Origin of the sequence: Serratia sp. CY55921, assembly GCF_052167655.1 — a bacterium.
GTDB lineage: Bacteria > Pseudomonadota > Gammaproteobacteria > Enterobacterales > Enterobacteriaceae > Serratia > Serratia ureilytica.
In genome coordinates, this window is record NZ_JBJNMU010000001.1 from 1,799,872 (window position 1) to 1,822,804 (window position 22,933).

At 59.1% G+C, this 22,933-nt stretch carries 24 protein-coding genes; 14 read left to right on the forward strand and 10 right to left on the reverse strand.

From position 1 onward, the window contains the following. Window positions 1-207 precede the first annotated feature (207 nt). The 3 genes from ACJ8M3_RS08755 to ACJ8M3_RS08765 all read left to right on the forward strand — a co-directional run bounded on the left by ACJ8M3_RS08755 (window position 208) and on the right by ACJ8M3_RS08765 (window position 2,081). The gene (locus ACJ8M3_RS08755; RefSeq protein WP_033642674.1) at window positions 208-834 is read left to right on the forward strand and encodes a LuxR C-terminal-related transcriptional regulator; all 627 of its coding nucleotides are present in this window, start codon (window positions 208-210) and stop codon (window positions 832-834) included. 122 nt (window positions 835-956) lie between these two features. Next, a complete protein-coding gene (locus ACJ8M3_RS08760; RefSeq protein ID WP_004927822.1) occupies window positions 957-1,073 on the forward strand; it encodes a DUF2770 family protein in 117 nt (38 codons plus the stop codon). Window positions 1,074-1,076: 3 nt separating this feature from the next. Beyond that, on the forward strand, window positions 1,077-2,081 hold the full coding sequence (locus tag ACJ8M3_RS08765) for a zinc-dependent alcohol dehydrogenase family protein (protein WP_089196919.1): 1,005 nt from the start codon (window positions 1,077-1,079) through the stop codon (window positions 2,079-2,081). On the opposite strand, the gene ACJ8M3_RS08770 is transcribed toward ACJ8M3_RS08765, so the two are convergent. Further along, the gene (locus ACJ8M3_RS08770; RefSeq protein WP_089196918.1) at window positions 2,029-3,087 is read right to left on the reverse strand and encodes an AI-2E family transporter; all 1,059 of its coding nucleotides are present in this window, start codon (window positions 3,085-3,087) and stop codon (window positions 2,029-2,031) included. The genes ACJ8M3_RS08765 and ACJ8M3_RS08770 overlap by 53 nt on opposite strands. Window positions 3,088-3,529: 442 nt before the next feature. Between ACJ8M3_RS08770 and ACJ8M3_RS08775 the strand changes: the two genes are divergently transcribed. Beyond that, the gene (locus ACJ8M3_RS08775) at window positions 3,530-4,084 is read left to right on the forward strand and encodes a cytochrome b (RefSeq protein WP_033642671.1); all 555 of its coding nucleotides are present in this window, start codon (window positions 3,530-3,532) and stop codon (window positions 4,082-4,084) included. 23 nt (window positions 4,085-4,107) lie between these two features. Beyond that, window positions 4,108-4,686 (forward strand): YceI family protein, encoded by a 579-nt coding sequence (locus ACJ8M3_RS08780; RefSeq protein ID WP_016928208.1) that lies wholly within the window; start codon window positions 4,108-4,110, stop codon window positions 4,684-4,686. Window positions 4,687-4,730: 44 nt separating this feature from the next. On the opposite strand, the gene trhO is transcribed toward ACJ8M3_RS08780, so the two are convergent. Then, window positions 4,731-5,798, reverse strand: a complete 1,068-nt coding sequence (gene trhO / locus ACJ8M3_RS08785; protein WP_033638032.1) for an oxygen-dependent tRNA uridine(34) hydroxylase TrhO — start codon at window positions 5,796-5,798, stop codon at window positions 4,731-4,733. Window positions 5,799-6,204: 406 nt separating this feature from the next. On the opposite strand from trhO, the gene ACJ8M3_RS08790 reads away from it, so the two are divergent. The 4 genes from ACJ8M3_RS08790 to ACJ8M3_RS08805 all read left to right on the forward strand — a co-directional run bounded on the left by ACJ8M3_RS08790 (window position 6,205) and on the right by ACJ8M3_RS08805 (window position 10,976). Then, window positions 6,205-7,125, forward strand: a complete 921-nt coding sequence (locus tag ACJ8M3_RS08790) for a Kdo(2)-lipid IV(A) acyltransferase (protein ID WP_025159951.1) — start codon at window positions 6,205-6,207, stop codon at window positions 7,123-7,125. 101 nt (window positions 7,126-7,226) lie between these two features. Further along, on the forward strand, window positions 7,227-7,511 hold the full coding sequence (locus tag ACJ8M3_RS08795) for a YciI family protein (protein WP_033642669.1): 285 nt from the start codon (window positions 7,227-7,229) through the stop codon (window positions 7,509-7,511). Window positions 7,512-7,710: 199 nt separating this feature from the next. Further along, window positions 7,711-8,949: a multidrug efflux MFS transporter MdtG gene (mdtG, locus tag ACJ8M3_RS08800; RefSeq protein WP_046686848.1), complete on the forward strand. Its 1,239-nt coding sequence runs from the start codon at window positions 7,711-7,713 to the stop codon at window positions 8,947-8,949. 473 nt (window positions 8,950-9,422) lie between these two features. Next, window positions 9,423-10,976 carry a peptide MFS transporter gene (locus ACJ8M3_RS08805; RefSeq protein ID WP_089196917.1) on the forward strand — a complete coding sequence of 518 codons (1,554 nt, stop codon included), beginning with the start codon at window positions 9,423-9,425 and terminating at the stop codon, window positions 10,974-10,976. 49 nt (window positions 10,977-11,025) lie between these two features. On the opposite strand, the gene ACJ8M3_RS08810 is transcribed toward ACJ8M3_RS08805, so the two are convergent. The 4 genes from ACJ8M3_RS08810 to ACJ8M3_RS08825 are packed head-to-tail and all read right to left on the reverse strand — an operon-like array spanning window position 11,026 to window position 12,587. Further along, a complete protein-coding gene (locus tag ACJ8M3_RS08810; protein WP_046686846.1) occupies window positions 11,026-11,424 on the reverse strand; it encodes a VOC family protein in 399 nt (132 codons plus the stop codon). Beyond that, window positions 11,415-11,843, reverse strand: coding sequence for a YeeE/YedE family protein (locus ACJ8M3_RS08815; RefSeq protein WP_033650730.1), 429 nt, complete (start codon window positions 11,841-11,843; stop codon window positions 11,415-11,417). The genes ACJ8M3_RS08810 and ACJ8M3_RS08815 overlap by 10 nt, the downstream gene beginning before the upstream one ends. Before the next feature lie 2 nt (window positions 11,844-11,845). After that, a complete protein-coding gene (locus ACJ8M3_RS08820) occupies window positions 11,846-12,280 on the reverse strand; it encodes a YeeE/YedE family protein (protein WP_089196916.1) in 435 nt (144 codons plus the stop codon). Next, window positions 12,270-12,587 carry an ArsR/SmtB family transcription factor gene (locus tag ACJ8M3_RS08825; protein WP_089196915.1) on the reverse strand — a complete coding sequence of 106 codons (318 nt, stop codon included), beginning with the start codon at window positions 12,585-12,587 and terminating at the stop codon, window positions 12,270-12,272. Before ACJ8M3_RS08825 ends, ACJ8M3_RS08820 begins: the two co-directional genes overlap by 11 nt. A gap of 137 nt (window positions 12,588-12,724) precedes the next feature. On the opposite strand from ACJ8M3_RS08825, the gene ACJ8M3_RS08830 reads away from it, so the two are divergent. Next, window positions 12,725-13,525, forward strand: coding sequence for an AraC family transcriptional regulator (locus ACJ8M3_RS08830; protein WP_033642662.1), 801 nt, complete (start codon window positions 12,725-12,727; stop codon window positions 13,523-13,525). Here ACJ8M3_RS08830 and leuA read toward each other — a convergent pair. Next, window positions 13,476-15,164, reverse strand: coding sequence for a 2-isopropylmalate synthase (gene leuA / locus ACJ8M3_RS08835; RefSeq protein WP_089196914.1), 1,689 nt, complete (start codon window positions 15,162-15,164; stop codon window positions 13,476-13,478). The genes ACJ8M3_RS08830 and leuA overlap by 50 nt on opposite strands. 210 nt (window positions 15,165-15,374) lie before the next feature. On the opposite strand from leuA, the gene ACJ8M3_RS08840 reads away from it, so the two are divergent. Together ACJ8M3_RS08840 and ACJ8M3_RS08845 are read left to right on the forward strand one after the other, a co-directional pair. Next, a complete protein-coding gene (locus tag ACJ8M3_RS08840) occupies window positions 15,375-15,752 on the forward strand; it encodes a MysB family protein (protein WP_015377419.1) in 378 nt (125 codons plus the stop codon). Between the two features lie 33 nt (window positions 15,753-15,785). Next, a complete protein-coding gene (locus tag ACJ8M3_RS08845) occupies window positions 15,786-16,331 on the forward strand; it encodes a GNAT family N-acetyltransferase (protein WP_033650724.1) in 546 nt (181 codons plus the stop codon). Between the two features lie 6 nt (window positions 16,332-16,337). On the opposite strand, the gene ACJ8M3_RS08850 is transcribed toward ACJ8M3_RS08845, so the two are convergent. The 3 genes from ACJ8M3_RS08850 to mdoG all read right to left on the reverse strand — a co-directional run bounded on the left by ACJ8M3_RS08850 (window position 16,338) and on the right by mdoG (window position 20,867). After that, the gene (locus ACJ8M3_RS08850) at window positions 16,338-16,583 is read right to left on the reverse strand and encodes a YceK/YidQ family lipoprotein (RefSeq protein ID WP_033642658.1); all 246 of its coding nucleotides are present in this window, start codon (window positions 16,581-16,583) and stop codon (window positions 16,338-16,340) included. 164 nt (window positions 16,584-16,747) lie between these two features. Next, window positions 16,748-19,306 (reverse strand): glucans biosynthesis glucosyltransferase MdoH, encoded by a 2,559-nt coding sequence (gene mdoH, locus ACJ8M3_RS08855; protein WP_033650723.1) that lies wholly within the window; start codon window positions 19,304-19,306, stop codon window positions 16,748-16,750. Next, window positions 19,299-20,867 (reverse strand): glucans biosynthesis protein MdoG, encoded by a 1,569-nt coding sequence (gene mdoG / locus ACJ8M3_RS08860; protein ID WP_169539530.1) that lies wholly within the window; start codon window positions 20,865-20,867, stop codon window positions 19,299-19,301. Before mdoG ends, mdoH begins: the two co-directional genes overlap by 8 nt. 259 nt (window positions 20,868-21,126) lie before the next feature. On the opposite strand from mdoG, the gene mdoC reads away from it, so the two are divergent. Then, window positions 21,127-22,257: a glucans biosynthesis protein MdoC gene (mdoC, locus tag ACJ8M3_RS08865; RefSeq protein WP_042784177.1), complete on the forward strand. Its 1,131-nt coding sequence runs from the start codon at window positions 21,127-21,129 to the stop codon at window positions 22,255-22,257. Between the two features lie 301 nt (window positions 22,258-22,558). Beyond that, window positions 22,559-22,783, forward strand: a complete 225-nt coding sequence (locus tag ACJ8M3_RS08870) for a hypothetical protein (protein WP_033642653.1) — start codon at window positions 22,559-22,561, stop codon at window positions 22,781-22,783. The last annotated feature ends 150 nt before the right edge of the window (window positions 22,784-22,933 follow it).

Consider the following 22,933-nt stretch of genomic DNA (forward strand, 5'->3'; position numbering starts at 1 on the left):
TTCGCTGTCCAAGTCCCCCTCAGGCACTGGACAGCGAAATTTGGCGGTTACAATTTGTTAACCTGCTAACTCTTTTAAATACCAAGTAAAAATCCTGATAACGGAAATTTCTTATATTCAGCAGTTGAATTTCCGAATTGAACACTTGCAGTGTAAGTCCTATTTTACAGAAGATATGCTCCATCGGCTTTCAACAAGGACGTCACCATGAAACTACTTGTCGTGGACGAATGCTGCTTCACCCGGGTCGGTATAGCCAGCTACTTTGCTGATAGTGGGATCACGACGATCAAGTGCTGCCACAGCATTGAATACGCTACATCGCTGTTGGCCAGCTTTCAGCCGAGCCACATTCTGGTGAACCTCAGCAACCAATGCCGCTATAACGAAGCGGACGCGCAACTGCAGGCCTTTATGGAAGCCAGCCAGTCCGCCTTGCTATTTATCTATCTCGACACACCTTACCCTTACAGCGAAGCGCCAATGCGCATCGCCGATAACGCTTTTCTGTTCAATAAAAGCATTCTGCCGCTCACCTTACGCACGCTGCGCGAGAATCCGCTGGCGCTGGCCGATGACGGCGAAGAGCGTTCCCTGTTCAGCCCGCAGGAGCTGACGGTAATGAAGTATTGGATGGCAGAGATGCCTAACTACCGCATTGCGAAAAAACTGCAGATCAGCTCCCATACGGTCTATGTGCACAAGCGTCACATCACGGAAAAGATTAACGCGCGCAACCGGCTGGAGTTTTACTCGCTGTATAACGTGCTGCGCTATTTCTACCCGCCGAGCACGCCGGCGAATTCAACGCCGCTGGCGCTGTTGGCCGTGTAACCTCAAGCCTGCGATAACGCAGGCTTTTTTATCGCCACTTTCCCGCCACTCACGCGCGGCGCGCTATAAATGACGCCGAGAAAAGGACTATAATCAAGGGTCCTTCTCTTCAGGCGGCTGAAATGTTAAACCGAATACTGGCGGCTATCGTCAACAATGTGCGTGAGCACCTGGTGCTGTACCTTTGTCTGTGGCTGGTGCTGCTGGCGTTGGATGTCTATTTCTTCTTCGTCATGTGATCCATGCCGCCGTTATTTCCCCGATTGAGCTTCAGCCGCTTCGGCGATCCCGCCCAGGTGCTGGAATTCCAGCAGATGAGCAGACCGCTGCTGCGCCCCGGACAGCGGTTATTGCAGATGCGCTATGCCCCGATCAACCCTTCCGATCTGATCCCGATCCACGGCCAATACGCGCACCGCATCGCCCTTCCTCAGGTGCCGGGATATGAAGGCGTGGGCGTCGTCGTCAATCCGCAGAATGGGTATTCAACGGGCCGACGCGCGCTGGCGGTAGCAGGTAACGGCAGTTGGCAAACGTTCGTCACGCTGCCTGAAGATCGGGTGGTCTGGGTGCCGGACGACATCGACGACGCCTGCGCAGCACAAATCTATATCAACCCGCTCACCTGCTGGGTGCTGTTGACCCAATGGCTGCCGCTCAGCGCCGGCGACGTACTGCTGCTCAACGGCGGCGGCTCCGCTGTCAGCCTGCTGCTGGCGCAGCTGACGGCGCTGCGCGGCATTCGTCTGGCGGTCGTGGTGCGCAATGCCGCTCATCGCCAGGCGTTGCTGGCCGCCGGCGCCTGGCGCGTTATCGAAGCGCCGCAGCTGGCGGAAATGACGAATTTTGGCGCCCGTGCGGCCATCGACTGCATTGGCGGAGAAGACGGATTGCAGTTGGCGCGGGCGGTTCGCACCGGCGGCGATTTTGTGGCGCTGGGCCTGCTGAGCGGCCGCCAGGTAGACTGGCGGCGCGTGGTGAACGAGTTAAAGCTGCGCGCTTCGCTGTTCCACTTGCGTAAATGGAACGCACAGGCAGCGCCGGCGCAATGGCAGACGGCGTTTTATCAGTTATTCCTGCTGCTGCGACGCGGCCAGCTGGCGCTGCGCCCACCCGCCGCGATTTATCCTTTGCGTCAGTACGCAGCGGCGCTGCACCACGCCGCCCAGCCCGGCGTGAATGGCAAAATATTCCTCACTCCGGCGGCGCCGGAGGCTGGCGCGGCGGGCGGCCGTCCCCCAGGATAACCGCCAGCCGATAGCCGCCTTCGGTGGTCTCCAGCGCGATGCGCGCCACGATCGTCAGCGGCACCGACAGCAACATGCCCACCGGGCCGAGCAGCCAGCCCCAAAAGATCAGCGACAGGAACACCACCAGCGTCGACAGCCCCAGCCCGCGCCCCATCACGCGCGGCTCGAGGATATTGCCGATCACCATGTTGACAGCGATAAAGCCACCCGCCACCACCAGCGCATCACCCAATCCGTTGAACAACAGCGCCTGAATCAGCGGCGGAATGGCGGCCAATACCGAGCCAATGTTGGGAATGTAGTTAAGCAGAAATGCCAGCAGCCCCCAGATAAAGGCAAAACGCACGCCGACCGCCGCCAGGAAGATCCAGACGATTACCCCGGTGGCCAGGCTGATGATGGTTTTAATCACCAGATAGCGCGTCACGCCATCCAGCGCCCGCCGCATCGCGGCGAGCCCCTCGTTCGGTTTATCCAGCGCCTGCTGCAGCTTGTAAGGCAGCAACTGCACTTCGAACAGCATAAACACCACGGTCATCAGGAGCAGGAAGACGTTGGTCATCGCGCCAGACAGGTGCCCCAGCATGCGGGTGACCAGATTCATCGCCGCGCTGGGATCGACATACTGCAGCATCGCTTCGCTGGAAAGGCTGATATTGAAACGGTCGGCGTAATGCTGCAGCTCGCGCAGCTTCTCGATCATCATGCCGCGGTACTGCGGCAGCGAACGGGCGAACTCGTTCAGCGAAGCCCCCAGCATGCCGATAAACAGCATCACGACCACGATCACCGCCGCCACCAGCAGCGTCACCCCGACGATACGCGGCACCCGTTTACGCTCCAGCATCGCCACCAGCGGATTCAGCACCATAGCGAGAAATACCGCCAGCAAAAACGGCACCACAATGTCGGCGGCGGCTTTCACCCCGGCCAAAATGATCACCAACATCGCCAGCAGGACGGCCAGACGCAGGCTGCTGTCGGTCACACGGGTTCGGCCCATGACGTTTCCTTGTTATTTCACTGGGTTAACCGGCGCCAGGGCGCCGGCTCTTGGCGCTAATGGTAGCAAAATCCGCCGCTGCACCGCAGGGGGTTTAGCGCAACCGTTCGACAAAGTTAATCTTTCCGCCCTGCCCTGCGCCGCAATAAATAGGCATAACCTTTGCCAACAAATAATCTCGCCGGGCAACTCACGAGGGGTTTACGTAAAATGACAAAAGCTGACATTAATAGATAATAGCCCCATTTTTCAATGACTAACATGAACCTCTCGTGAGCGAAATAATATTATCTCCAACGATTTATCTGATTAACTCCGAACATCTCGAACAAATTCACTGACTAATATTTCAAAGTAGTAACATAGTTAAATTTATTATTGATTTTATGTTTCCTAAAGTTTAATTATTGCAGCCAGCCAATCGGTAATCGAAGGAAACAGGATGCTCTGGAAAAATACCGCCGATCGTTTCGGCCATGTGTCAGTGTTGATCCACTGGCTGGTGGCGCTGACGGTGTACGGCATGTTCGCACTCGGCCTGTGGATGGTCACGCTGGGCTATTACGACGTCTGGTACCATCAGGCGCCGGAGATCCACAAAAGCATCGGCACGCTGCTGTTCATTGTGATGGTGATCCGCGTGGTCTGGCGCTTTGTCTCACCGCCGCCTAAACCGCTGGCCAGCTATGGCCGCCTCACTCGCGTCAGCGCCATCCTCGCGCATCTGGCGCTGTACGCCGTGTTGTTCGGCATTCTGATCAGCGGCTATCTGATCTCCACCGCAGACGGCCAACCGATCAGCGTGTTCGGCTGGTTCAACGTGCCCGCCACCGTGACCGGCATGGCGGAACAGGCCGACACCGCCGGCGCCATACACCTTTACCTGGCCTGGGCCGTGGTAGTGCTCTCGGTACTGCACGGGCTGGCCGCGCTTAAACATCACTTTATCGATCGTGATGTCACTTTGAAACGGATGCTGGGTAGCAGCGCCGATTAACCTTTGGATTTATGGAGATTGCTATGTTGAAAAAGACCGTATTGGGCCTGACCGCAGGTGCCCTGCTGCTGAGCGCCGGTTCCGCACTGGCGGCAGACTACAAGATCGACAAACAAGGCCAACACGCCTTTATCGAATTCCGCATCCAGCACCTGGGCTACAGCTGGCTGTACGGCAGCTTTAAAGACTTCGACGGCGGCTTCACCTTCGACGAGAAAGATCCGTCCAAGGACAAGGTCAACGTGACCATCAATACCGCCAGCGTCGACACCAACCACGCCGAGCGCGACAAGCACCTGCGCAGCGCCGAGTTCCTCAACGTGGAGAAGAACAAGCAAGCCAAGTTTGAATCCACCGAAGTGAAGAAAAGCGGCGACGGTTACGCGGTGGTCGGCAACCTGACGCTGAACGGCGTCACCAAACCGGTTACGCTCGATGCCAAACTGATTGGCCAGGGCAACGATCCGTGGGGCGGCTACCGCGCCGGCTTTGAAGCCAACGGCAAGATCAAGCTGAAAGATTTCGGCATCACCACCGATCTTGGCCCGGCGTCGCAAGACGTTGAGCTGATCATCTCCGTAGAAGGCGTGCGCGAGAAATAAAAAAAAAGCCCGGCTTGGCGGCCGGGCTTGTCGGTTCCTCAGGCTCAGCGGGCTGGGCCTTCTTCTTCCGGTGCCGGAATGTGCATCGTGGTCTGCAACAATCCTTTCGATTTATTGAAAATCTTGACGCCGTTTTCGCGGCCGGCACGGCGCGCGCGCTGCTCTTCGCGCGGCAGCTTCAGCTCTTCGCGGCAAATCTCGCTGCAGCATCCTTCAAACTTGGCGGCGCAGCTCGGGCACTGAATGAACAGCAGATGGCAGCCGTCGTTCTTGCAGTTGGTATGGGTGTCGCACGGTGCGCCGCACTGGTGGCAGTTGGCGATCACATCGTCGGAGATGCGCTCACCCATACGCTCATCGAACACGAAGTTTTTGCCGATAAACTTCAGCGGCAACCCCTGTTCTTTCGCTTTGCGGGTGTACTCGATAATCCCGCCTTCCACGTGGTAGATGTTTTTAAAGCCGTTGTGCAGCATATAGGCGCTGGCTTTTTCACAGCGAATGCCGCCGGTGCAGTACATGACGATATTCTTGTCTTTGCTGTCCTGCAGCATCTCCACCGCCATCGGCAGCTGATCGCGGAAGGTATCCGACGGCACCTCGATGGCGTTTTCGAAATGGCCGACTTCGTACTCATAGTGGTTGCGCATATCGACGAATACCGTATTCGGATCGTCGATCATCTGATTGACGCGATCGGCCTGCAGATACTCACCGACGTTGCTCGGATCGAAGCTCTCGTCATCGATGCCGTCAGCCACGATGCGCTCGCGCACCTTGAGGCGCAGCACCCAGAAGGATTTGCCGTCGTCTTCCAGCGCGATATTCAGGCGGACCTGATCCAACGCCGGGTGCGAGGCGAACAGCGCGGCTTTGAACGCGTCGAAGTTATGCTGCGGCACGCTGATCTGCGCGTTGATGCCCTCTTTCGCCACGTAGATGCGGCCGAACACCTTCAGTTTTTCGAACTGAACGTACAGGCTGTCGCGAAACGCCTTGGGATCGTCGATGGAGAAGTATTTGTAAAAAGAAACTGTGGTGCGCGGCTCGGTTTCCGCCAGCATGCGCGCCTTCAGTTCCTCATTAGAAATTCGGTTATGTAACACTGGCATGGTGTACTTTCCTGTCTTTCGGGAGGTGACTGATTACCGCGCGCAGCCAGCCGGCCCGCGCGCGGCGCACATCATACCCGAAAAACCGCCGCCGCGCAGCCCTGGCGCTCGCGTACGCATACCCGCATCGCGCACTCATCCCGGAAGCCACCGTATTGACCTTCCTGATAATGATATCGCCATGGGCTTTTGGCAGGAAACATTGTGGAAAAATTCGGCATTCGATGCATATTTAACGCCCAAAAAGGGATTTTAATGCGTTGTGTTTTCCCGGATCGTCAGAAAAATGCCACAATAGTCGCAAACAATCGGCAGAAACGAACCTAGCGACCGAGCCCACCCGGCCGTCAGACCATGCTATGACTCTGTCATTACACTTAAACAACCGTATTAAAACAGAGAACCCATGACTCAAGTTCCTACTTTCAATCGCTCCTTACTGCACCCGCGCTACTGGCTGACCTGGGTAGGCATCGGCTTGCTGTATCTGCTGGTGTTGCTGCCTTATCCCGTCATCTACTGGCTCGGCACCTCGATCGGGCGATTTTCCATGCGCTTTCTCAAGCGACGCGTCGTTATCGCCCAACGTAACCTCGAACTCTGTTTTCCCGACATGCCGCAGGCTGAACGCGATGCGCTGGTGGTAAAGAATTTCGAATCGGTCGGCATGGGGTTGTTTGAAACCGGCATGGCGTGGTTCTGGCCGAACTGGCGCATCGAGCGCTGGTTCAAGGTCAGCGGCCTGGAGCACATTCAAAAAGCGCGCGACAACCATCAGGGCGTGTTGCTGATCGGCCTGCACTTTTTGACGCTGGAGCTGGGCGCGCGCATCTTCGGCATTCACAACCCGGGCATCGGCGTTTACCGCCCGCACGACAACAAGCTGATGGACTGGCTGCAAACCTGGGGCCGGATGCGTTCCAACAAATCGATGCTGGATCGTAAAGACGTCAAAGGCATGATCCGCGCCCTGAAACAGGGAGATATCATCTGGTATGCGCCGGATCACGACTACGGCCCGCGCAGCAGCGTTTTCGTGCCGCTGTTCGCGGTGGATAAAGCCGCCACCACCACCGGCAGCTACGTGCTGGTGCGGATGGGCAAACCGGCGATCATTCCGTTCACCCCGCGTCGCCTGCCGGACGGCAAAGGCTATGAGCTGATCATGCAGCCGGCGGTGGAAAACTTCCCGCTGGACAACGAACTCGACGCCGCCGCCTTTATGAATAAAGTGGTGGAAAAAGAGATCCTGATGGCGCCGGACCAATACATGTGGCTGCACCGCCGCTTCAAGACCCGCCCGGAAGGCGAGCCTTCGCTGTACTGATCACGCAAACCCGCCGCCGGCGGGTTTTTTATTGCACGCCCCTTGAGAATCGCCGGCGAGGGTGGGATGGTAATGCTTTTGCCGCCACCCTTGGAGCCGCCATGTATATTGTCAGCCTGACCTACCATCGCCCGATCGCCGACGTCGACAGCCACCTTGACGGGCACATCGCCTGGCTTAAGAAATATTTTCAGGACGGCACCTTCGTCGCCTCCGGCCGCAAGAATCCCCGCACCGGCGGCGTGATCCTGGCCAAAGGCATTGAGCGTGCTCGGCTGGACGCCATCCTGGCCGAAGATCCGTTCAACGCCGTGGCCCACTACGAGGTCACCGACTTTAGCGCCACCACCACCGCCGCCGGTTTCGAGGCGCTGGCCGGACTATAAAACGCTGTAAATTCCGCGCGCCAAGCGCGGAATAAGGTTTAAACGCCATTTTTAAAACTTTATTTCATTTTTTGCCCTATCTGCGTCCCCTCGTTTGCCGTCGCCGCGCCTGCGGCGCATACTTACCACGCTAACTTTCACGTTTTGCCCCATCATCTCGCCACCGGCAAAACGCGTCACCTTTCGGCAGTGGACATTTATGGCTTCGGCAGCAGAACCCGTTAACTGGAAACGCAATCTTTTCGTCGCCTGGCTGGGATGTTTTCTCACCGGCGCCGCCTTCAGCCTGGTGATGCCGTTTCTGCCGCTGTACGTAGAGACGCTGGGCGTTACCGGCCATCAGGCGCTCAACATGTGGTCCGGTCTGCTGTTCAGCATCACCTTCCTGTTTTCCGCTATCGCCGCACCGTTCTGGGGCGCCCTGGCCGATCGACGCGGCCGCAAACTGATGCTGCTGCGTTCGGCGCTCGGTATGGCGATCGTCATGGCGCTGATGGGCATGGCGCAAACGGTCTGGCAGTTTCTCGCACTGCGTGCGGTGCTGGGGCTGCTCGGCGGGTTCATTCCCAACGCCAACGCGCTGATCGCCACCCAGGTGCCGCGCAACCGCAGCGGCTGGGCGCTCGGCACCCTGTCCACCGGCGGCGTCGGCGGTGCGCTGATCGGCCCGCTGATCGGGGGGCTGCTGGCCGATTTATACGGTCTGCGCCCGGTGTTTTATATCACCGCCGCGGTGCTGTTCGTCTGCTTCGTGCTGACGCTGCTGTATGTCAAAGAACAATTCACCCCGGTGCAAAAGCGCGACATGCTGCACGCAAAACAGGTGTTCGCTTCGCTGAAAAACCCGAAGCTGGTGCTCAGCCTGTTCGTCACCACCATGATCATCCAGATCGCCACCGGCTCGATCGCGCCGATCCTGACGCTGTATGTGCGCGATTTGGCCGGCGCCACCCACAATCTGGCGTTTATCAGCGGGCTGATCGCCTCGGTGCCCGGCGTCGCGGCATTGATGAGCGCCCCGCGGCTGGGCAAGCTGGGCGATCGCATCGGCCCGGAACGCATACTGGTGTTCATGCTGATCGTTTCGGTGCTGCTGCTGATCCCGATGGCGTTCGTGCAAACACCGTGGCAACTCGGGGTGCTGCGTTTTCTGCTGGGGGCGGCCGACGGCGCGTTGCTGCCGGCGGTACAGACGCTGTTGATTTATAACTGCACCAATCAGGTGGCCGGCCGTATTTTCAGCTATAACCAGTCGTTCCGCGACGTCGGCAACGTCAGCGGCCCGCTGCTCGGCGCCGCAGTCTCCGCCGGTTACGGTTTTCGCGCGGTCTTCGGCGTCACCGCGCTGGTGGTGCTGTTCAACGCCGGCTATTCCTGGTGGTGTCTGCGACGACGGCCGGGCTATATGCGGGAAGATACGCTGCAGGAAGAGCAATAGCTGCATTTATCGCCAGCTTTCGCCATTGGCCGGATCAACGGCGCGTTTCCCCTATTTTTAATAATGCTTTCTCGCCGCCGGTGAATTTTCACCTAACTCAGAACCTTCTTAATACAACATCTTGTTTATCAACAATTAATTAACTTTCAGCGCATAAAACCCGCTGTCAATCATATTCCCGCCACAACCAACAGAAAAACCAGAAAAGGAGATGCTTGTCGACTTTTCGTCTAAAAAATGGGATACAGGTACTAGACAAAACCAACGACCAGTTATCAAATGGTTAAATAATATCACGCCAGATGTGAACCATCGGCCAAGTGAAAAAAGGTCAGCACGCTTTCCACGGTTTATCAGCGTTGCAGCCACGGTTTTGTCGGGTAATCCGCATTGGGCGGATCGCCTTCATTAAATACACATACAACCACAGTACGGGCTGCAGCCATGCAGCGCCTTTTTATTGGGAAATCGTTATGCAATCCTCTGTCAATAAGTCAGAAAGCCGGACCTTCTTCGGCCATCCCTATCCGCTGGGTTCTCTGTTCTTCACCGAAATGTGGGAACGCTTTTCGTTCTACGGCATCCGTCCGCTGCTGATCCTGTTTATGGCCGCCACCGTGTACGACGGCGGCCTGGGTCTGGCGCGTGAGAACGCGTCGGCGATCGTCGGCATTTTCGCCGGCAGCATGTACCTGGCGGCACTGCCGGGCGGCTGGCTGGCGGACAATTGGCTCGGCCAACGCAAGGCCGTCTGGTACGGGTCTATCCTGATCGCCCTCGGCCACCTGTCGATCGCGCTGTCCGCAGTGATGGGCACCAACCTGTTCTTCATCGGTCTGATGTTCATCGTGCTCGGTTCCGGCCTGTTCAAGACCTGTATCTCGGTGATGGTCGGTACGCTGTACAAGAAAGGCGATGCGCGTCGCGACGGCGGTTTCTCGCTGTTCTACATGGGCATCAACATCGGTTCGTTCATCGCCCCGCTGATCTCCGGCTGGCTGATCAAGTCACACGGCTGGCACTGGGGCTTCGGCATCGGCGGTATCGGGATGCTGGTGGCGTTGGTGATCTTCCGGGTGTTCGCCGTCCCGGCGATGAAACGCTATGACCGCGAAGTGGGCCTGGACTCCACCTGGAACAGCCCGGTCGCGAAGAAAAAAGGCGTCGGCGCCTGGTTGCTGGCGTTGGCGGCCATCCTGGTGGCGGTCATCGTGCTGATCGCCCAAGGCACTATCGTCATCAATCCGGTCGAGGTGGCCAGCCTGCTGGTGTACGTGATCGCCGCGTCGGTCACGTTGTACTTCATCTATCTGTTCGCCTTTGCCGGCCTGAGCCGCAAAGAGCGCGCACGCCTGCTGGTGTGCTTCATCCTGCTGATCTCCGCCGCGTTCTTCTGGTCAGCGTTTGAACAGAAACCGACCTCGTTTAACCTGTTCGCCAACGATTACACCAATCGCATGATCGGCGACTTCGAGATCCCGGCGGTATGGTTCCAGTCGATCAACGCCCTGTTCATCATCCTGCTGGCGCCGGTCTTCAGCTGGGCCTGGCCTGCACTGGCACGCAATAACGTGCGTCCGAGCAGCATCACCAAGTTCGTGATCGGCATCCTGTGCGCCGCCGGCGGTTTTGGCCTGATGATGCTGGCCGCGCAGAATGTGCTGAGCAACGGCGGCGCCGGCGTATCGCCGATGTGGCTGGTGGGCAGCATTCTGATGCTGACGCTGGGTGAACTGTGCCTGAGCCCGATCGGGCTGGCCACCATGACGCTGCTGGCGCCGGAGAGAATGCGCGGTCAGATGATGGGGCTGTGGTTCTGCGCCAGCGCGTTGGGCAACCTGGCAGCCGGTCTGATCGGCGGTCACGTCAAGGCCGACCAACTGGATATGCTGCCGAATCTGTTCGCCCGCTGCTCAGTCGCGTTGCTGATCTGCGCCGCCGTGCTTATCGTGCTGATCGTGCCGATTCGCCGCATGCTGGAAAATACCCAGTCCAAGAGCGCGCAAAAACCGGCGACCAACGCCTGACGGATAGCCCGTTTTATCTCGCAAACCGGCGCTCGATGCGCCGGTTTTTTTATGCTTGCCAAGCCTGATGCTGCAATACCACCCGGTAGCCATCAGGATCTTCAAAGGTTTGCCCCGCCCGATCCCAATAGGGATTATAGGCGGCGACCGATAAGAATCCCGCCTCCCGCATCCGCTCACACGCGGCCCGCCATTCGTTCTCATCCGGCAGATAAAATACCAGCAGATGATCCTGCGTCGGCGCCTGCCCGACCCGTACCCCGCGATGCTGCGTGAACTCCAGATGGTAGGCATGCTGCGGATGCCCGATCATCATGCCGTCAAAGCCCTGATGATCGACAAACTCGCCCAGCTTTTCGAACCCCAACCCGCGGCAATACAGCGTAGCAATCTCTTGCAACCGATCGGTCGGGCGCGCAATGCGCAACACCGCTTTGGCTATCGACATGTCCTCCTCCTCCTCATGATAACGTCATACAGCGCCATGCCCGCCAGCATTGCCAGCAGGAACGGCCATACCCGGCTTATCTCCGCCCCGGCCAACACCCAGGCTGGGCCGGGGCAAATACCCGCGATACCCCAGCCGATGCCGAACAGCGCGCTGCCCGCCAGCAAACGACGATCCAGACGCCCGGCGGCCGGGATCTGCAGCGTTTCCCCCAACAGGCTACGCTCTCGTCGCCTCGCCCACAGGAAGGCCGGCGCCGCCACCGCGATCGCACCAGCCATCACCAACGCCAGCGAGGGATCCCACGCGCCGGTAACGTCGAGAAACGCCAACACTTTGGCCGGATTGGCCATGCCGGCGACGATCAGCCCCAGACCAAAAATGACGCCGCTCAGCAGCGCCAACAGCGTTTTAAGCATTCTCAACCTCCCGCCAGGTGGCGCATCAACCACACGGTCATAAAGCCCAGCAGCATAAACACCGCCGTGGCGGCCAGCGAACGCGGCGCCAACCGTGCGACGCCGCACACGCCATGCCCGCTGGTGCAACCGCTGCCCAATCGAGTGCCCAATCCCACCAACAGCCCCGCGATCGCCAGCCAGCCGCTGCCGGCCGCGATCTCACCAGGAGGCAAAGCCGCCGCAGCAGCATACAGCCAGGGAGAGAGCAGCAACCCGCCAATAAATGCGGCGCGCCAGCCCCGCTCCTGGCCAGCGGCACTCAATACACCGCCGGTAATGCCGCTGATGCCGGCGATCCGGCCGTTGAACAGCAGCAGCAGCGCCACCGCGCCGCCGATAATGGCCCCGCCCGCCAGCGCGGAATAAGGCGTGAAGTGTTGCCAGTCAATGGTCATCGCGGTTCTCCGGTTGTGGGCAATAAAGCTGATACAGGGTATGGAGCAGCGCCAGCGCTTTGGCATCGGCCACCGCATAGTAAATCTGCTTGCCGGCGCGCCGGGTGGACACCAACCCTTCCTCCCGCAGCACGCCAAGCTGCTGGGACAGCGTCGGCTGGCGGATATCCAGCGCCTGCGCCAGCTCGCTTACCGCCATCTCGCCCTGACTGAGCCGGCACAGCAGCAGCAGCCGATCTTCGTTGCCCAGGATGCGCAGCATCGCGCCGGCCTGCGTCGCCGCCTTACGCATCGCGTCAATATCCATTGCCCCTCCATCAATATATAAAATTATATAATATTATTTTATAAAGTATTCGCACACAAAGCCACCGGCTGGCGTGAAATAACGCCGCATGGCATGCTGTTTGGTCTTATCCTTTTGCCGCGCGGAGGGCGCCAGCGATGCTATTTTTTCACGACGTTCTGCCGCCCGATCAGCCTGTCCGGCCGTTAGCCAGGGATTATCATCATGGCGACAGCGAGCCGGAGCACTACCATAACTGCGCGCAGCTGATCCACAGCCTGAGCGGCGTGGTGCAGGTCACTACCCGGCTCGGCAGTTGGGTGGTGCCGCCCGGCCGCGGCGTCTGGGTACCGGCGAAAGTGGTGCACAGTCTGCGCATCACCGGCCAGGTAGCGGCCAGGACGTTGTTCATCGATCCGCTGGCGCGCGCCGATCTGCCGGCTCAGTGCCAGGTGGTGCAGGTGTCGCCGCTGCTGCGCGAGCTGATTATCAGCGCGATGGAGATTGCGCCCGGCTACCCCAGCGGCGGGCGCGACGAGCGCATCATGGAGTTGATTCTGGATGAATTACGGGTACTGCCGAGCTTGCCGCTGCACCTGCCCGAGCCGCGCGAGGCCTCGCTGCTCGCCCTGTGCCGCCATATTCAGGCCACGCTGGCGCAGCCCTGGACGCTGGAACAGGCGGCCGAACGCCTCAATGTCAGCGGACGCACCCTGTCGCGGCGCTTCCAGCGAGAAACCGGGCTGCGTTTTGGCGATTGGGTGCGACGCGCCCGTTTACTGGCGGCGCTGAACGCGCTGGCGATCGGACGTTCGGTGTTGGAAGTGGCGCTGGATCTCGGCTATGACAGCCCCAGCGCGTTCAGCGCCATGTTTCGCCGGGTGCTGGGGGTCGCGCCCAGCGACTATTTCAGCCGGGCCGCGCCGACGTTGACGCCAGATAGCGCCCGGCGACGTTGAACAACGCCTGCAGCGAAGCGCTGGCGGAGTCGACGTCGATGCCAACGCCGTAGCTCGCCTCGCCGTACGGCAAAACGCAGCGAATGTAAGCCACCGCTCGGCTGTCGCTCTGATGCCCCAGCGTATGCTCGTGGTAATCTTCGATAGCCAACCGCAAACCGAAGCGTTGGCGCAGCGCATCCACCGCGCTGGAAAGCAGGCCGTTGCCGGCCCCCTGCAGCTGCAGAGGCTCCCCCTGCCAGGCGACTCGCGCGTTGAAACTGTACGCTTCCACGCCGTGACTTTCCGTTTGATAGCTCAACAGCTGCAAGCGCGGCTGCTCCACCAGCCCGTAAGTGTCGCGGAATAAGCGCCACAGCTGCGCGACGCTCATTTCCTTACCGCTGCCGTCGGTCGCCCGCTGGACCACCTGGCTGAAATCAATCTGCAAACCGCGCGGCAACGCCAGCCCATGGTTCTGCTCCAACAGCCAGGCGGCGCCGCTTTTGCCGGACTGGCTGTTAACCCGGATCACCGCCTCATAGCTGCAGCCGACATCGGCGGGATCGAGCGGCAGGTAAGGCACCTGCCACCAGCCATCTTGCCGCTGCCGTTGCGCGGCGAAGCCTTTCTTGATCGCATCCTGATGCGATCCGGAGAAGGCGGTAAACACCAACTCACCGGCATAAGGATGGCGAGGATGTACCGGCAGCTGATTGCACTGCTCCACCACCTCCACCACCTGCTTCAAGCGGCTGAAGTCCAGGCCCGGCGCCACGCCCTGGGTATAGAGATTCAACGCCAGCGTGACCAGATCAACGTTGCCGGTACGCTCGCCGTTGCCGAACAGGCAGCCTTCGACCCGATCGGCGCCGGCCAGCAGCGCCAGCTCGGCGCAGGCGACGCCGGTGCCGCGATCGTTATGCGGGTGCACGCCGATCGTCACATCAGCGCGACGGCTGAAGTGGCGACAGAACCATTCGATCTGATCGGCATACACGTTGGGCGTACTCACCTCCACCGTCGCCGGCAGGTTGATGATCATCGGCCGCTGTGCCCCCGGTTGCCAAACATCCGCCACCGCTTCGCAGATCTCCAGCGCGAACGCCAATTCGGTAAAGCAGAAGGTTTCCGGCGAATATTCGAAGCACCAGACGGTATCAGGCTGCGCCTCGCAATGCCGGCGAATGCGCCGCGCGCCGTTCACCGCTAGCGCCACGGTAGCCGCCTTATCCTGGCGGAACACGATGTCGCGAAACATCGGCGCCGTGGCGTTATACAGATGCACGATAGCCCGCGGCGCCCCCTGCAGCGCCTCGAAGGTGCGGTCGATCAGATCGTCGCGCGACTGCGTCAGCACCTGAATGGTGGCATCGTCCGGGATCAGCCGCTCGTCGATCAGGGCGCGCACAAAGTCGAAGTCCGTTTGCGACGCCGAAGGGAAAGCCACCTCAATCTCTTTGAAACCGCACTGCAACAGCAGCTGATAGAACTCGCGCTTGCGCGCGTTATCCATAGGCTCCGCCAGCGCCTGGTTGCCGTCGCGCAGATCGCTGGAGCACCAGCGCGGCGCCTGTCGCAGGGTACGCGAAGGCCACTGGCGATCCGGTAACGTCACCGGCGGGAACGGTCGGTATTTGCTTGAAGGGTCGATTAACATGGGCTTCTCCTGATGCCTGAGTGAACGATACCGTCATTATTTCCCGCCTCCGCGCCTGCTTCTCCCGCTTTGCGGACAACCGTCGTCGCAGAGCGGACAACAAAAAAATTTGCATCCTGCGCCAGTGAGACAACAATTAGTTTTGACGTTTTCCCCCACCGCGCCGGCAGCACGCCGGACGCTTTACTCTCATTGTCAACGGAGGCGAACATGAGCCTGTATGCAACCCTGGAAGAAGCCATCGAGGCCGCACGCGAAGAGTTTCTCGACACCGCCGAAGGCGGCGGCGGTGACGAACCGCCGGTGCCGCAGCAGTTCAATCTGCAAAAGTACGTGATGCAGGATGGCGACACGATGTGGCAGGCGGAGTTCTTCGAAGAAGAAGGCGAGGCGGTGGAATGCCTGACGCTGCGCAGCGGTGCGGCGGCGCAGGCGATCTTCGACGGTGACTACGACGAGGTGGAAATCACCGCCGAGTGGATAGACGAAAACACCCTGTACGAATGGGAGGAAGGCGACTTCCAGCTCGAGCCGCCGTTGGATACCGAAGAAGGCCAGGCCGCCGCCGATGAGTGGGATGAACGTTAACCCGCACGACGCTTTGAACGCCAAGGAGGCAGCATGAACATTCGCCAGGCCCGCCCCACCGACTACCCCGCCATTTTGCAGCTGCAGGCGGAAAACGTGCCGGAAGCGCTCGATGAGCGCCAAAAACGGCAAGGATTTATCGTATCGCGCATGAATGAGGCGCAGCTGACGGCGATCAACCGCGGCATCGGCATATGGGTGGCGGAACAGGAAGGTCAACTGGCGGGGTTCGTTTGCCTGATGCCCGCCGACGCGCAGCCGCGGCCGCCGGTGGTGGATGCGATGCTGGCGACGCTCGCCACGCACTCCTTCGCCGGACGGCCGCTGCGTGAGCAGCGGGTATTTCTCTACGGCCCGGTCTGCCTCAGCATGGCCTGGCGCGGCAAAGGCGTATTAAAGCGCCTCTACGCCGCAGTCAAAGCGCACACCCGCCATGATTACGACGTGGGCGCACTGTTTATCGACGACGACAATCCGCATTCGTTGGCCGCTCACGTGCAAGGGCTGGGGATGACGGCGCTGGCGCCTTTCCATTGCGGGCAGAAAGGCTACCAGCTGGTGGTGTTCGCCACCCGCTGAACGAAGTTACTCGTAGGGGCCATGCTGCGCATCGAACGGCAGCATAAAGGTGTCCACCACCATCGACAGCGGCACGTCTATCACCGTGACGTAGCGCCAGGGCGTATCGCGCAGATCCCACTGCACGCCGGGATAATACTGATGACCGTGCCCGGCGCCGGGCACGGTGCGGCTGATGATGCTGCCGCAGCCGGTTAGGGCCATCACGCCGGCCGTCACGCAGGCCAGGCGAAAGTAGGAAGAGAGCTTCACGACATTGACTCTGAGAAAGGGGTTGTTTCGCGAGTGAACAACGCATCGGCCGCAGTCTATCACAGTTCCCTTTTTTCACCGGCACCGGCGCGCTCAGGCAAAAGGTAAAAAAAAACGGGGAACGCGCCGTGCGCATTCCCCGTCTAAGCGTTGCCGCTAAGCGATTAACGCCGGCCCGTTGGGTGCGCCAGCGGGTTGTGCGGCAACTGCTGGTAGTGTTCACGCCAGGCGGCGCCTTCCGGCAGCAGCCAGACGCGCTGGTGCAGACGAGCCAGCGTGACCGGATCGCTCAGCAGTTCCAGACGCTTGCCCTTCACCAGCTTCTCCGGCCCCAGCTGCAGCGCTTCGTTTACCCGCTCCTCGCGATTGCGATCGAGCGTCGCGCGCAGGTGGTGACGCGCCGTCGCCAGCGCCGTCGCCAACGCGTTGAAGGACGGGTTGACCACCGCGTGCATAAAGCCGTTGGTCAACGCCCGGTTGCGGTTGAGATGCAGGTACTCTTCCGTCGCCAGCAGCTCACGCGGCGGATTGTACTCTTCCGGGATCAGGAACAGCTTGGCGCGTTTGCTTTTCATGCCCAGCGTCGCGCGGCTCGACAGCACCGACACGAACGGCGACAGGATCAGCGAGAACACGATTGGCGACAGCCACCACAGGAAACGCAGATCCAACCACGCCATGCCGCCGGCCCACACCAGGCCCAGCAACATCTGCGAGCCATGGCGGCGGAACGCTTCGCCCCACGGCGTGTCGTCGTCGTCACGCTGTGGCGAATTCCACACCACTTCCCAACCGAGGAAGGCGCTCACCACGAACACGGTATGGAACAACATGCGCACCGGCGCCAACAGCACCGAGAACAGCATTTCCATCAGCATCGAAATGAACAAACGGAACGCGCCGCCATACTCTTTCGCCCCCTTGGCCCAGATCAGCACGATGCTGAGCAGCTTCGGCAGGAACAGCAGCACCAGCGTGGTGGAGAACAGCGCTATCGCCAGCTCGGGCCGCCACTGCGGCCAGACCGGGAACAGCTGCCGCGGCTGCAGGAAGTATTGCGGCTCCATCAGGGTATGCACCACCTGCAATGCGGTGGAGAGCGCCAGGAACATGAACCACAGCGGCGCCGACAGGTAGGACATCACGCCGGTGAGGAACACCGCGCGGTGCACCGGGTGCATGCCCTTCACCAGGAACAGGCGGAAGTTCATCAGGTTGCCGTGGCACCAGCGACGGTCGCGTTTCAGCTCGTCCAGCAGGTTCGGCGGCAGCTCTTCGTAACTGCCCGGCAGATCGTAAGCGATCCACACGCCCCAGCCGGCGCGGCGCATCAGCGCCGCTTCAACGAAGTCGTGCGACAAGATAGAACCGGCGAAGGAGCCCTCGCCCGGCAGCGGCGCCAGCGCACAGTGCTCGATAAACGGCTTCACGCGGATGATGGCGTTATGGCCCCAGTAGTGCGACTCGCCCAGCTGCCAGAAATGCAGACCGGCGGTAAACAGCGGCCCGTAAACGCGGGTAGCGAACTGCTGCACGCGCGCGTACAGGGTATCCATGCCGGACGCCTTCGGCGCGGACTGGATGATGCCGGCGTTCGGGTTGGCTTCCATCAGGCGAACCAGCCCGGTGAGGCATTCGCCGCTCATCACGCTGTCGGCATCCAGGATCACCATGTAGCTGTACTCACCGCCCCAGCGACGGCAGAAGTCGTCGATGTTGCCGCTCTTGCGTTTGACGCGGCGGCGACGGCGGCGATAGAAGATGCGGCCGTGGCCGTCGACATCGCGGCACAGCTCCATCCACGCCTTTTGCTCGGCCACGCAGATGTCCGGATCGTAGCTGTCGCTCAGCACGTAGATATCGAAGTGTTCCAGCTGACCGGTCGCGGCGACGGACTCATAGGTCGCGCGCAGGCCGGCGAACACGCGTTCGACGTCTTCGTTGCAGATCGGCATGATCAGCGCGGTACGGTGCGCCGGGTTGATCGGCTCATCGCCCTTGATGGTGGAGGAAATGCTGTATTTGTCCTTGCCGATCAGCAGCTGCAGGAAGCCCATCAGCGCGGTCCAGAAACCGGCCGAGACCCAGCAGAACAGCACGGCGAACAGGATCAGAATGCCGGTTTGCAGCACATACGGCAGCAGCTGCAGCACCGACTGCATCAGATCCTGGTCCAGCATGGCGATAGGATCGATCAGCGCCCAGCCCTGGTAAGGCAAGATGGTTTTCATGTACCAGGTGGCGATGCCGGTTTGCACCAGCATCAGCACCAGCAGCACATAGCGGCGCATGGAGCCAACGGTACGCCAGCGGTTCTCGGCCTCGGCCTCCTCTTTGGTGGCGTGCCGATTGTGCGGCGACCGCCCCAGCAGAGAATCCCAGAAGCGCGCCACCGGGTTGGTGCGCCAGGCTTCCGGGAACATGGTGGTGCGTTTGATCGGCGGCGTCGCCTTCAGAATGGCGCGCCCTTCGGCGTCGGTATCGAAGTCGTCATCGCTGACCGCATCCGGCCAGGCGCTTTCGATGCGCGGTTTGACCGAGGCCAGCGCCACGTCATCCGCCGACAGGCTATTGACGTTGGCGTCGGCGGCGCCCATCTGCCGATGGAGCGCCTCCAGAGCCTGAGCGTCATCCGCCGTTTTAGGGGTAAGCGCCTCCGACCGCTCGGCGGTCAGAGGCAGCGCCGCAAGATAATCCTGGGCGGGTTGAGTAGGCTTATTCATTGGCAGGTAGCTGATAGCTCCAGGTTTCCGACAGTGTCTTATCGCCATTCACCAGCGCCGCGCGCATTTCTACCGGCTTCTTGTCGTCTTTCACTTTCAGACGCACCGTCAGGCGCCAGCCTTTGGTCACTGGGTTATAGCGGACGTTGTTTTCTACCATTTCACCGTTGTCGCCGATGCTGATCTGAGAAGCGACCGGCGTATTGGCGTCCAGCGCTTTCAGCACCGGGCCGACGAAATCGACCAGGAAGGCGACGCTGCCGTCAGGCTCGCGGATCAGGTTGGACTGCTTCACGTCACCGGTCGAACGCATGGTCCGTGCCACATAGGCGATGTCTTGCGAATGCAGTTTGTCTTCATCGCGGGTGAAGTTCAGACGGTAGCTCAGCGTCAGCGGTTTTTTGGCTTCCGGCAAGGTATCCGGCGTCCAGAACGCGACGATGTTGTCGTTGGTTTCATCCGCCGTTGGGATCTCCACCAGCTCGACCTTGCCTTTGCCCCAGTCGCCTTTCGGTTCGATCCAGGCGCTCGGGCGCAGATCGTAACGATCGTCCAGATCTTCGTACTCTTTGAAGTTGCGACCGCGCTGCAGCAGACCGAAGCCTTTCGGATTCTCAACGGTATAGGTGCTGACGGACAGGTGTTTAGGATTGTTCAGCGGACGCCAGATCCACTCGCCGTTGCCGGCATGGATAGACAGACCGTTGGAATCGTGCAGCGCCGGGCGGTAGTTCAGCGTCGGCGACGGCTGGTTCGGCCCGAACAGGAACATGCTGGTCAGCGGCGCCAGGCCCAATTTGCCCACCTTATCGCGCAAGAACACTTTGGACTCGACGTCCACGGTGGTGTCACGGCCCGGGATCACCGTGAAACGGTAAGCGCCGGTGGCGCGCGGGGAATCCAGCAGCGCGTAGATCACCAGGTGTTTGTCGCCCTGCTTCGGACGCTCAACCCAGAATTCGCGGAAACGCGGGAACTCTTCGCCGGAAGGCAAAGCGGTATCGATAGCCAGGCCACGAGCGGAAAGCCCGTAAACCTGCCCTTTACCCACCACGCGGAAATAGCTCGCGCCCAGCAGGCTCATAATCTCATCGTTTTTGTCGGCGCTGTTGATCGGGTAGAGCACCTTGAAGCCGGCAAAGCCGAGGTTCTTCACTGATTCAGGATCGTGTTTGACCGAGCCGAAGTTGAAGTAATCCGGGCTGTACTTGATCTGTTTTACGCTGGTAGAGGTGACTTCGTTGATTTTCACCGGCGTATCGAAATACATCCCCTGATGATAAAACTCAAGCTTGAAAGGGGTTTTCAGCTTGCTCCAATAGGCTTTATCGTGATTGAACTGAATCTGCTGATAGTCTGCGAACTTCATCTCGCGGAACTGAGAAGGAAGGTTGCTCTTCGGGGCTTCGAAACCTTTCGCAGCCAGATCCTGCGCCTGCTTGGCCACATCATCAATAGAAAAGGCCCATGCCGGCGAACTGAACAGCGTGAACAATACGGTAGCACCTAACCAACGAACGCTCGCGGCGCGTGGTTGTCCGGATAATATATTAACTAGCACATCCCCCCCTATTCGTGTGCTCAAATCATTTAAATCCATATTAATGGATTACTCAGCTTTCCGACAACATGATAAATGGATGGTTCATGTTTACGGCTCATTGTTTAAGCAGCTGATGGAGCACCAGCGTAGCAAGCCGCGCAACAAGACGCTATGGAAAAATGCGAGGGGCTATAGTAGGGTTCCGGATAACAATTTAACGTTTGACGACTTATTAAGCGTGTTAATGAGCACCCGATTAAATCACCAGCGGTAATCTATGACTAAAGGCAGCAAACAGCGCGAGTTTTTCCTCGATTCGATCCGAGCCTATTTGATGCTGCTCGGCATTCCGTTTCACCTTTCCCTGATTTATTCCAGCCACGCCTGGGCGGTGAACAGCGCGTCGCCCTCCTTCTCACTCACGGTGCTGAACGACTTCATCCACGCCTTCCGCATGCAGGTGTTCTTCGTGATTTCCGGCTACTTCTCCTACATGCTCTACGAGCGTTACGAGCGCCATCAGTGGCTGAAGGTCAGGCTGGAGCGGGTGGCGATCCCGCTGTTGAGCTCCATCCCGCTAATTACGGTGCCGCAATTTTTCATGCTGAAATATTTCACCGATAAATTAAACGGCTGGGACGAGTTTTCTCTCTATCAGAAAATAAATGTAACAGTTTGGGAATTGGTGTCTCATCTGTGGTTCTTATTGACCCTGTCATTGTTAACCTTCGCCTGCTTTTATCTGTTCCGCAAAATCAAGCGTCAAACACGCGAGCCTATTCCAGCGTTAATCAACAGAATGCGTGGATTAGGAAACATCTCACTGTGTTTCTTTATTTATGCGGTATGCTATTCGGCCGCGCACCGTATTATTTTAATTTTCGCGCCACAGCTATTATCCAATGGCCTGTTCAATTTCGTGGTGATGGAGACGATGTTCTACCTGCCGTTCTTCATCCTCGGCGCCTATGCGTTTAAGTATGTGTGGCTTAAAGAGATTTTTCTGCGCCGTTCGCCGCTGGCGCTGCTCGGCTCGCTGCTGCTGTTTATCGCATATATGCTGAACCAGAAACTGTTGGCGCACAGCAGCTATATGTTCGAGCTGGAAGTGGTGATCAAAACCCTAATGGGGATCCTGATGACCAATGTGGTGTTCTCTTTCGGGCATAACCTGCTGAATTATCACTCGCCGCGCATCACCTATCTGGTCAACGCCTCGCTGTTTATATATCTGGTGCACCATCCGTTGACCCTGATATATGGCGCTTTCGTGACGCCTTATATCGGCAACAACCTGTTGGGGTTCTTGCTGGGCTTGCTGTTTGTGTTCTCGCTGGCCTTCGCTTTATATGAGCTGCACAAACGCATCCCGGTGCTGCGCTTCCTGTTCTCCGGCAAGCCGCAATAAACCTGGCCCCTGTAAACCTGAATGTTTGCAGGGGTTTTCTGTCATATTACCGCCGCGCAAAAAGCCTATACTGGTCGTTTGCATGCAGAGCACACATTGTTCAGCTTGACGTCGTCCGTTAAGGCAAAGTGATACGGCGGCATAGATAACATGGCCGTTATAACTGCAATGCATAAGTAGAAATCCGGATCCCTGCCTTACGGTAGTGATTGGGCTCAACCCCCGAAGGGCTGCGCGATCGCTTGATTGATTCGATGGCGTTACCTGTCTCTCCCTTCCGTCACGACAGAGAGGATTTTGAATGACCGATAAAAATACCCAGGCTCAGGAAGCCGTAGCGGAAAACGCCACCCTGCTGAAGATCCTCAGCAGGTTGCTGTCCGCGCTGGACGCTTCGATCAGCGGTAAAGAACGCAGCGTTTTGGTCGCTGAGCTCTCCAACTTCAATCTCGACGGCATTTCCGAAGCGGAACGCAAACTGGCCACCGAGCTGATCAAACGGTCGCTGGAATCGCTCGACCATTAACCCTACCGCGCCTGCAAACCATTAAGCCTGCCTGCGCGGGCTTAATGGTTTTTCCCGCCGTGCAAACCCGGCATTGTTGCCAAAACCGAAATACAGCAGCCTGATAATGTTGGATAAAAGGCAGAACTTCACCTCTTCCCCTCACTTTCT

Excerpts from the sequence above, each read along its gene's own strand:
- ACJ8M3_RS08755 (WP_033642674.1), top strand. The coding sequence starts at position 208 with ATGAAACTACTTGTCGTGGACGAATGCTGCTTCACCCGGGTCGGTATA.
- ACJ8M3_RS08760 (WP_004927822.1), top strand. The coding sequence starts at position 957 with ATGTTAAACCGAATACTGGCGGCTATCGTCAACAATGTGCGTGAGCAC.
- ACJ8M3_RS08765 (WP_089196919.1), top strand. The coding sequence starts at position 1,077 with ATGCCGCCGTTATTTCCCCGATTGAGCTTCAGCCGCTTCGGCGATCCC.
- ACJ8M3_RS08770 (WP_089196918.1), bottom strand. The coding sequence starts at position 3,087 with ATGGGCCGAACCCGTGTGACCGACAGCAGCCTGCGTCTGGCCGTCCTG.
- ACJ8M3_RS08775 (WP_033642671.1), top strand. The coding sequence starts at position 3,530 with ATGCTCTGGAAAAATACCGCCGATCGTTTCGGCCATGTGTCAGTGTTG.
- ACJ8M3_RS08780 (WP_016928208.1), top strand. The coding sequence starts at position 4,108 with ATGTTGAAAAAGACCGTATTGGGCCTGACCGCAGGTGCCCTGCTGCTG.
- trhO (WP_033638032.1), bottom strand. The coding sequence starts at position 5,798 with ATGCCAGTGTTACATAACCGAATTTCTAATGAGGAACTGAAGGCGCGC.
- ACJ8M3_RS08790 (WP_025159951.1), top strand. The coding sequence starts at position 6,205 with ATGACTCAAGTTCCTACTTTCAATCGCTCCTTACTGCACCCGCGCTAC.
- ACJ8M3_RS08795 (WP_033642669.1), top strand. The coding sequence starts at position 7,227 with ATGTATATTGTCAGCCTGACCTACCATCGCCCGATCGCCGACGTCGAC.
- mdtG (WP_046686848.1), top strand. The coding sequence starts at position 7,711 with ATGGCTTCGGCAGCAGAACCCGTTAACTGGAAACGCAATCTTTTCGTC.
- ACJ8M3_RS08805 (WP_089196917.1), top strand. The coding sequence starts at position 9,423 with ATGCAATCCTCTGTCAATAAGTCAGAAAGCCGGACCTTCTTCGGCCAT.
- ACJ8M3_RS08810 (WP_046686846.1), bottom strand. The coding sequence starts at position 11,424 with ATGTCGATAGCCAAAGCGGTGTTGCGCATTGCGCGCCCGACCGATCGG.
- ACJ8M3_RS08815 (WP_033650730.1), bottom strand. The coding sequence starts at position 11,843 with ATGCTTAAAACGCTGTTGGCGCTGCTGAGCGGCGTCATTTTTGGTCTG.
- ACJ8M3_RS08820 (WP_089196916.1), bottom strand. The coding sequence starts at position 12,280 with ATGACCATTGACTGGCAACACTTCACGCCTTATTCCGCGCTGGCGGGC.
- ACJ8M3_RS08825 (WP_089196915.1), bottom strand. The coding sequence starts at position 12,587 with ATGGATATTGACGCGATGCGTAAGGCGGCGACGCAGGCCGGCGCGATG.
- ACJ8M3_RS08830 (WP_033642662.1), top strand. The coding sequence starts at position 12,725 with ATGCTATTTTTTCACGACGTTCTGCCGCCCGATCAGCCTGTCCGGCCG.
- leuA (WP_089196914.1), bottom strand. The coding sequence starts at position 15,164 with ATGTTAATCGACCCTTCAAGCAAATACCGACCGTTCCCGCCGGTGACG.
- ACJ8M3_RS08840 (WP_015377419.1), top strand. The coding sequence starts at position 15,375 with ATGAGCCTGTATGCAACCCTGGAAGAAGCCATCGAGGCCGCACGCGAA.
- ACJ8M3_RS08845 (WP_033650724.1), top strand. The coding sequence starts at position 15,786 with ATGAACATTCGCCAGGCCCGCCCCACCGACTACCCCGCCATTTTGCAG.
- mdoH (WP_033650723.1), bottom strand. The coding sequence starts at position 19,306 with ATGAATAAGCCTACTCAACCCGCCCAGGATTATCTTGCGGCGCTGCCT.
- mdoC (WP_042784177.1), top strand. The coding sequence starts at position 21,127 with ATGACTAAAGGCAGCAAACAGCGCGAGTTTTTCCTCGATTCGATCCGA.
- ACJ8M3_RS08870 (WP_033642653.1), top strand. The coding sequence starts at position 22,559 with ATGACCGATAAAAATACCCAGGCTCAGGAAGCCGTAGCGGAAAACGCC.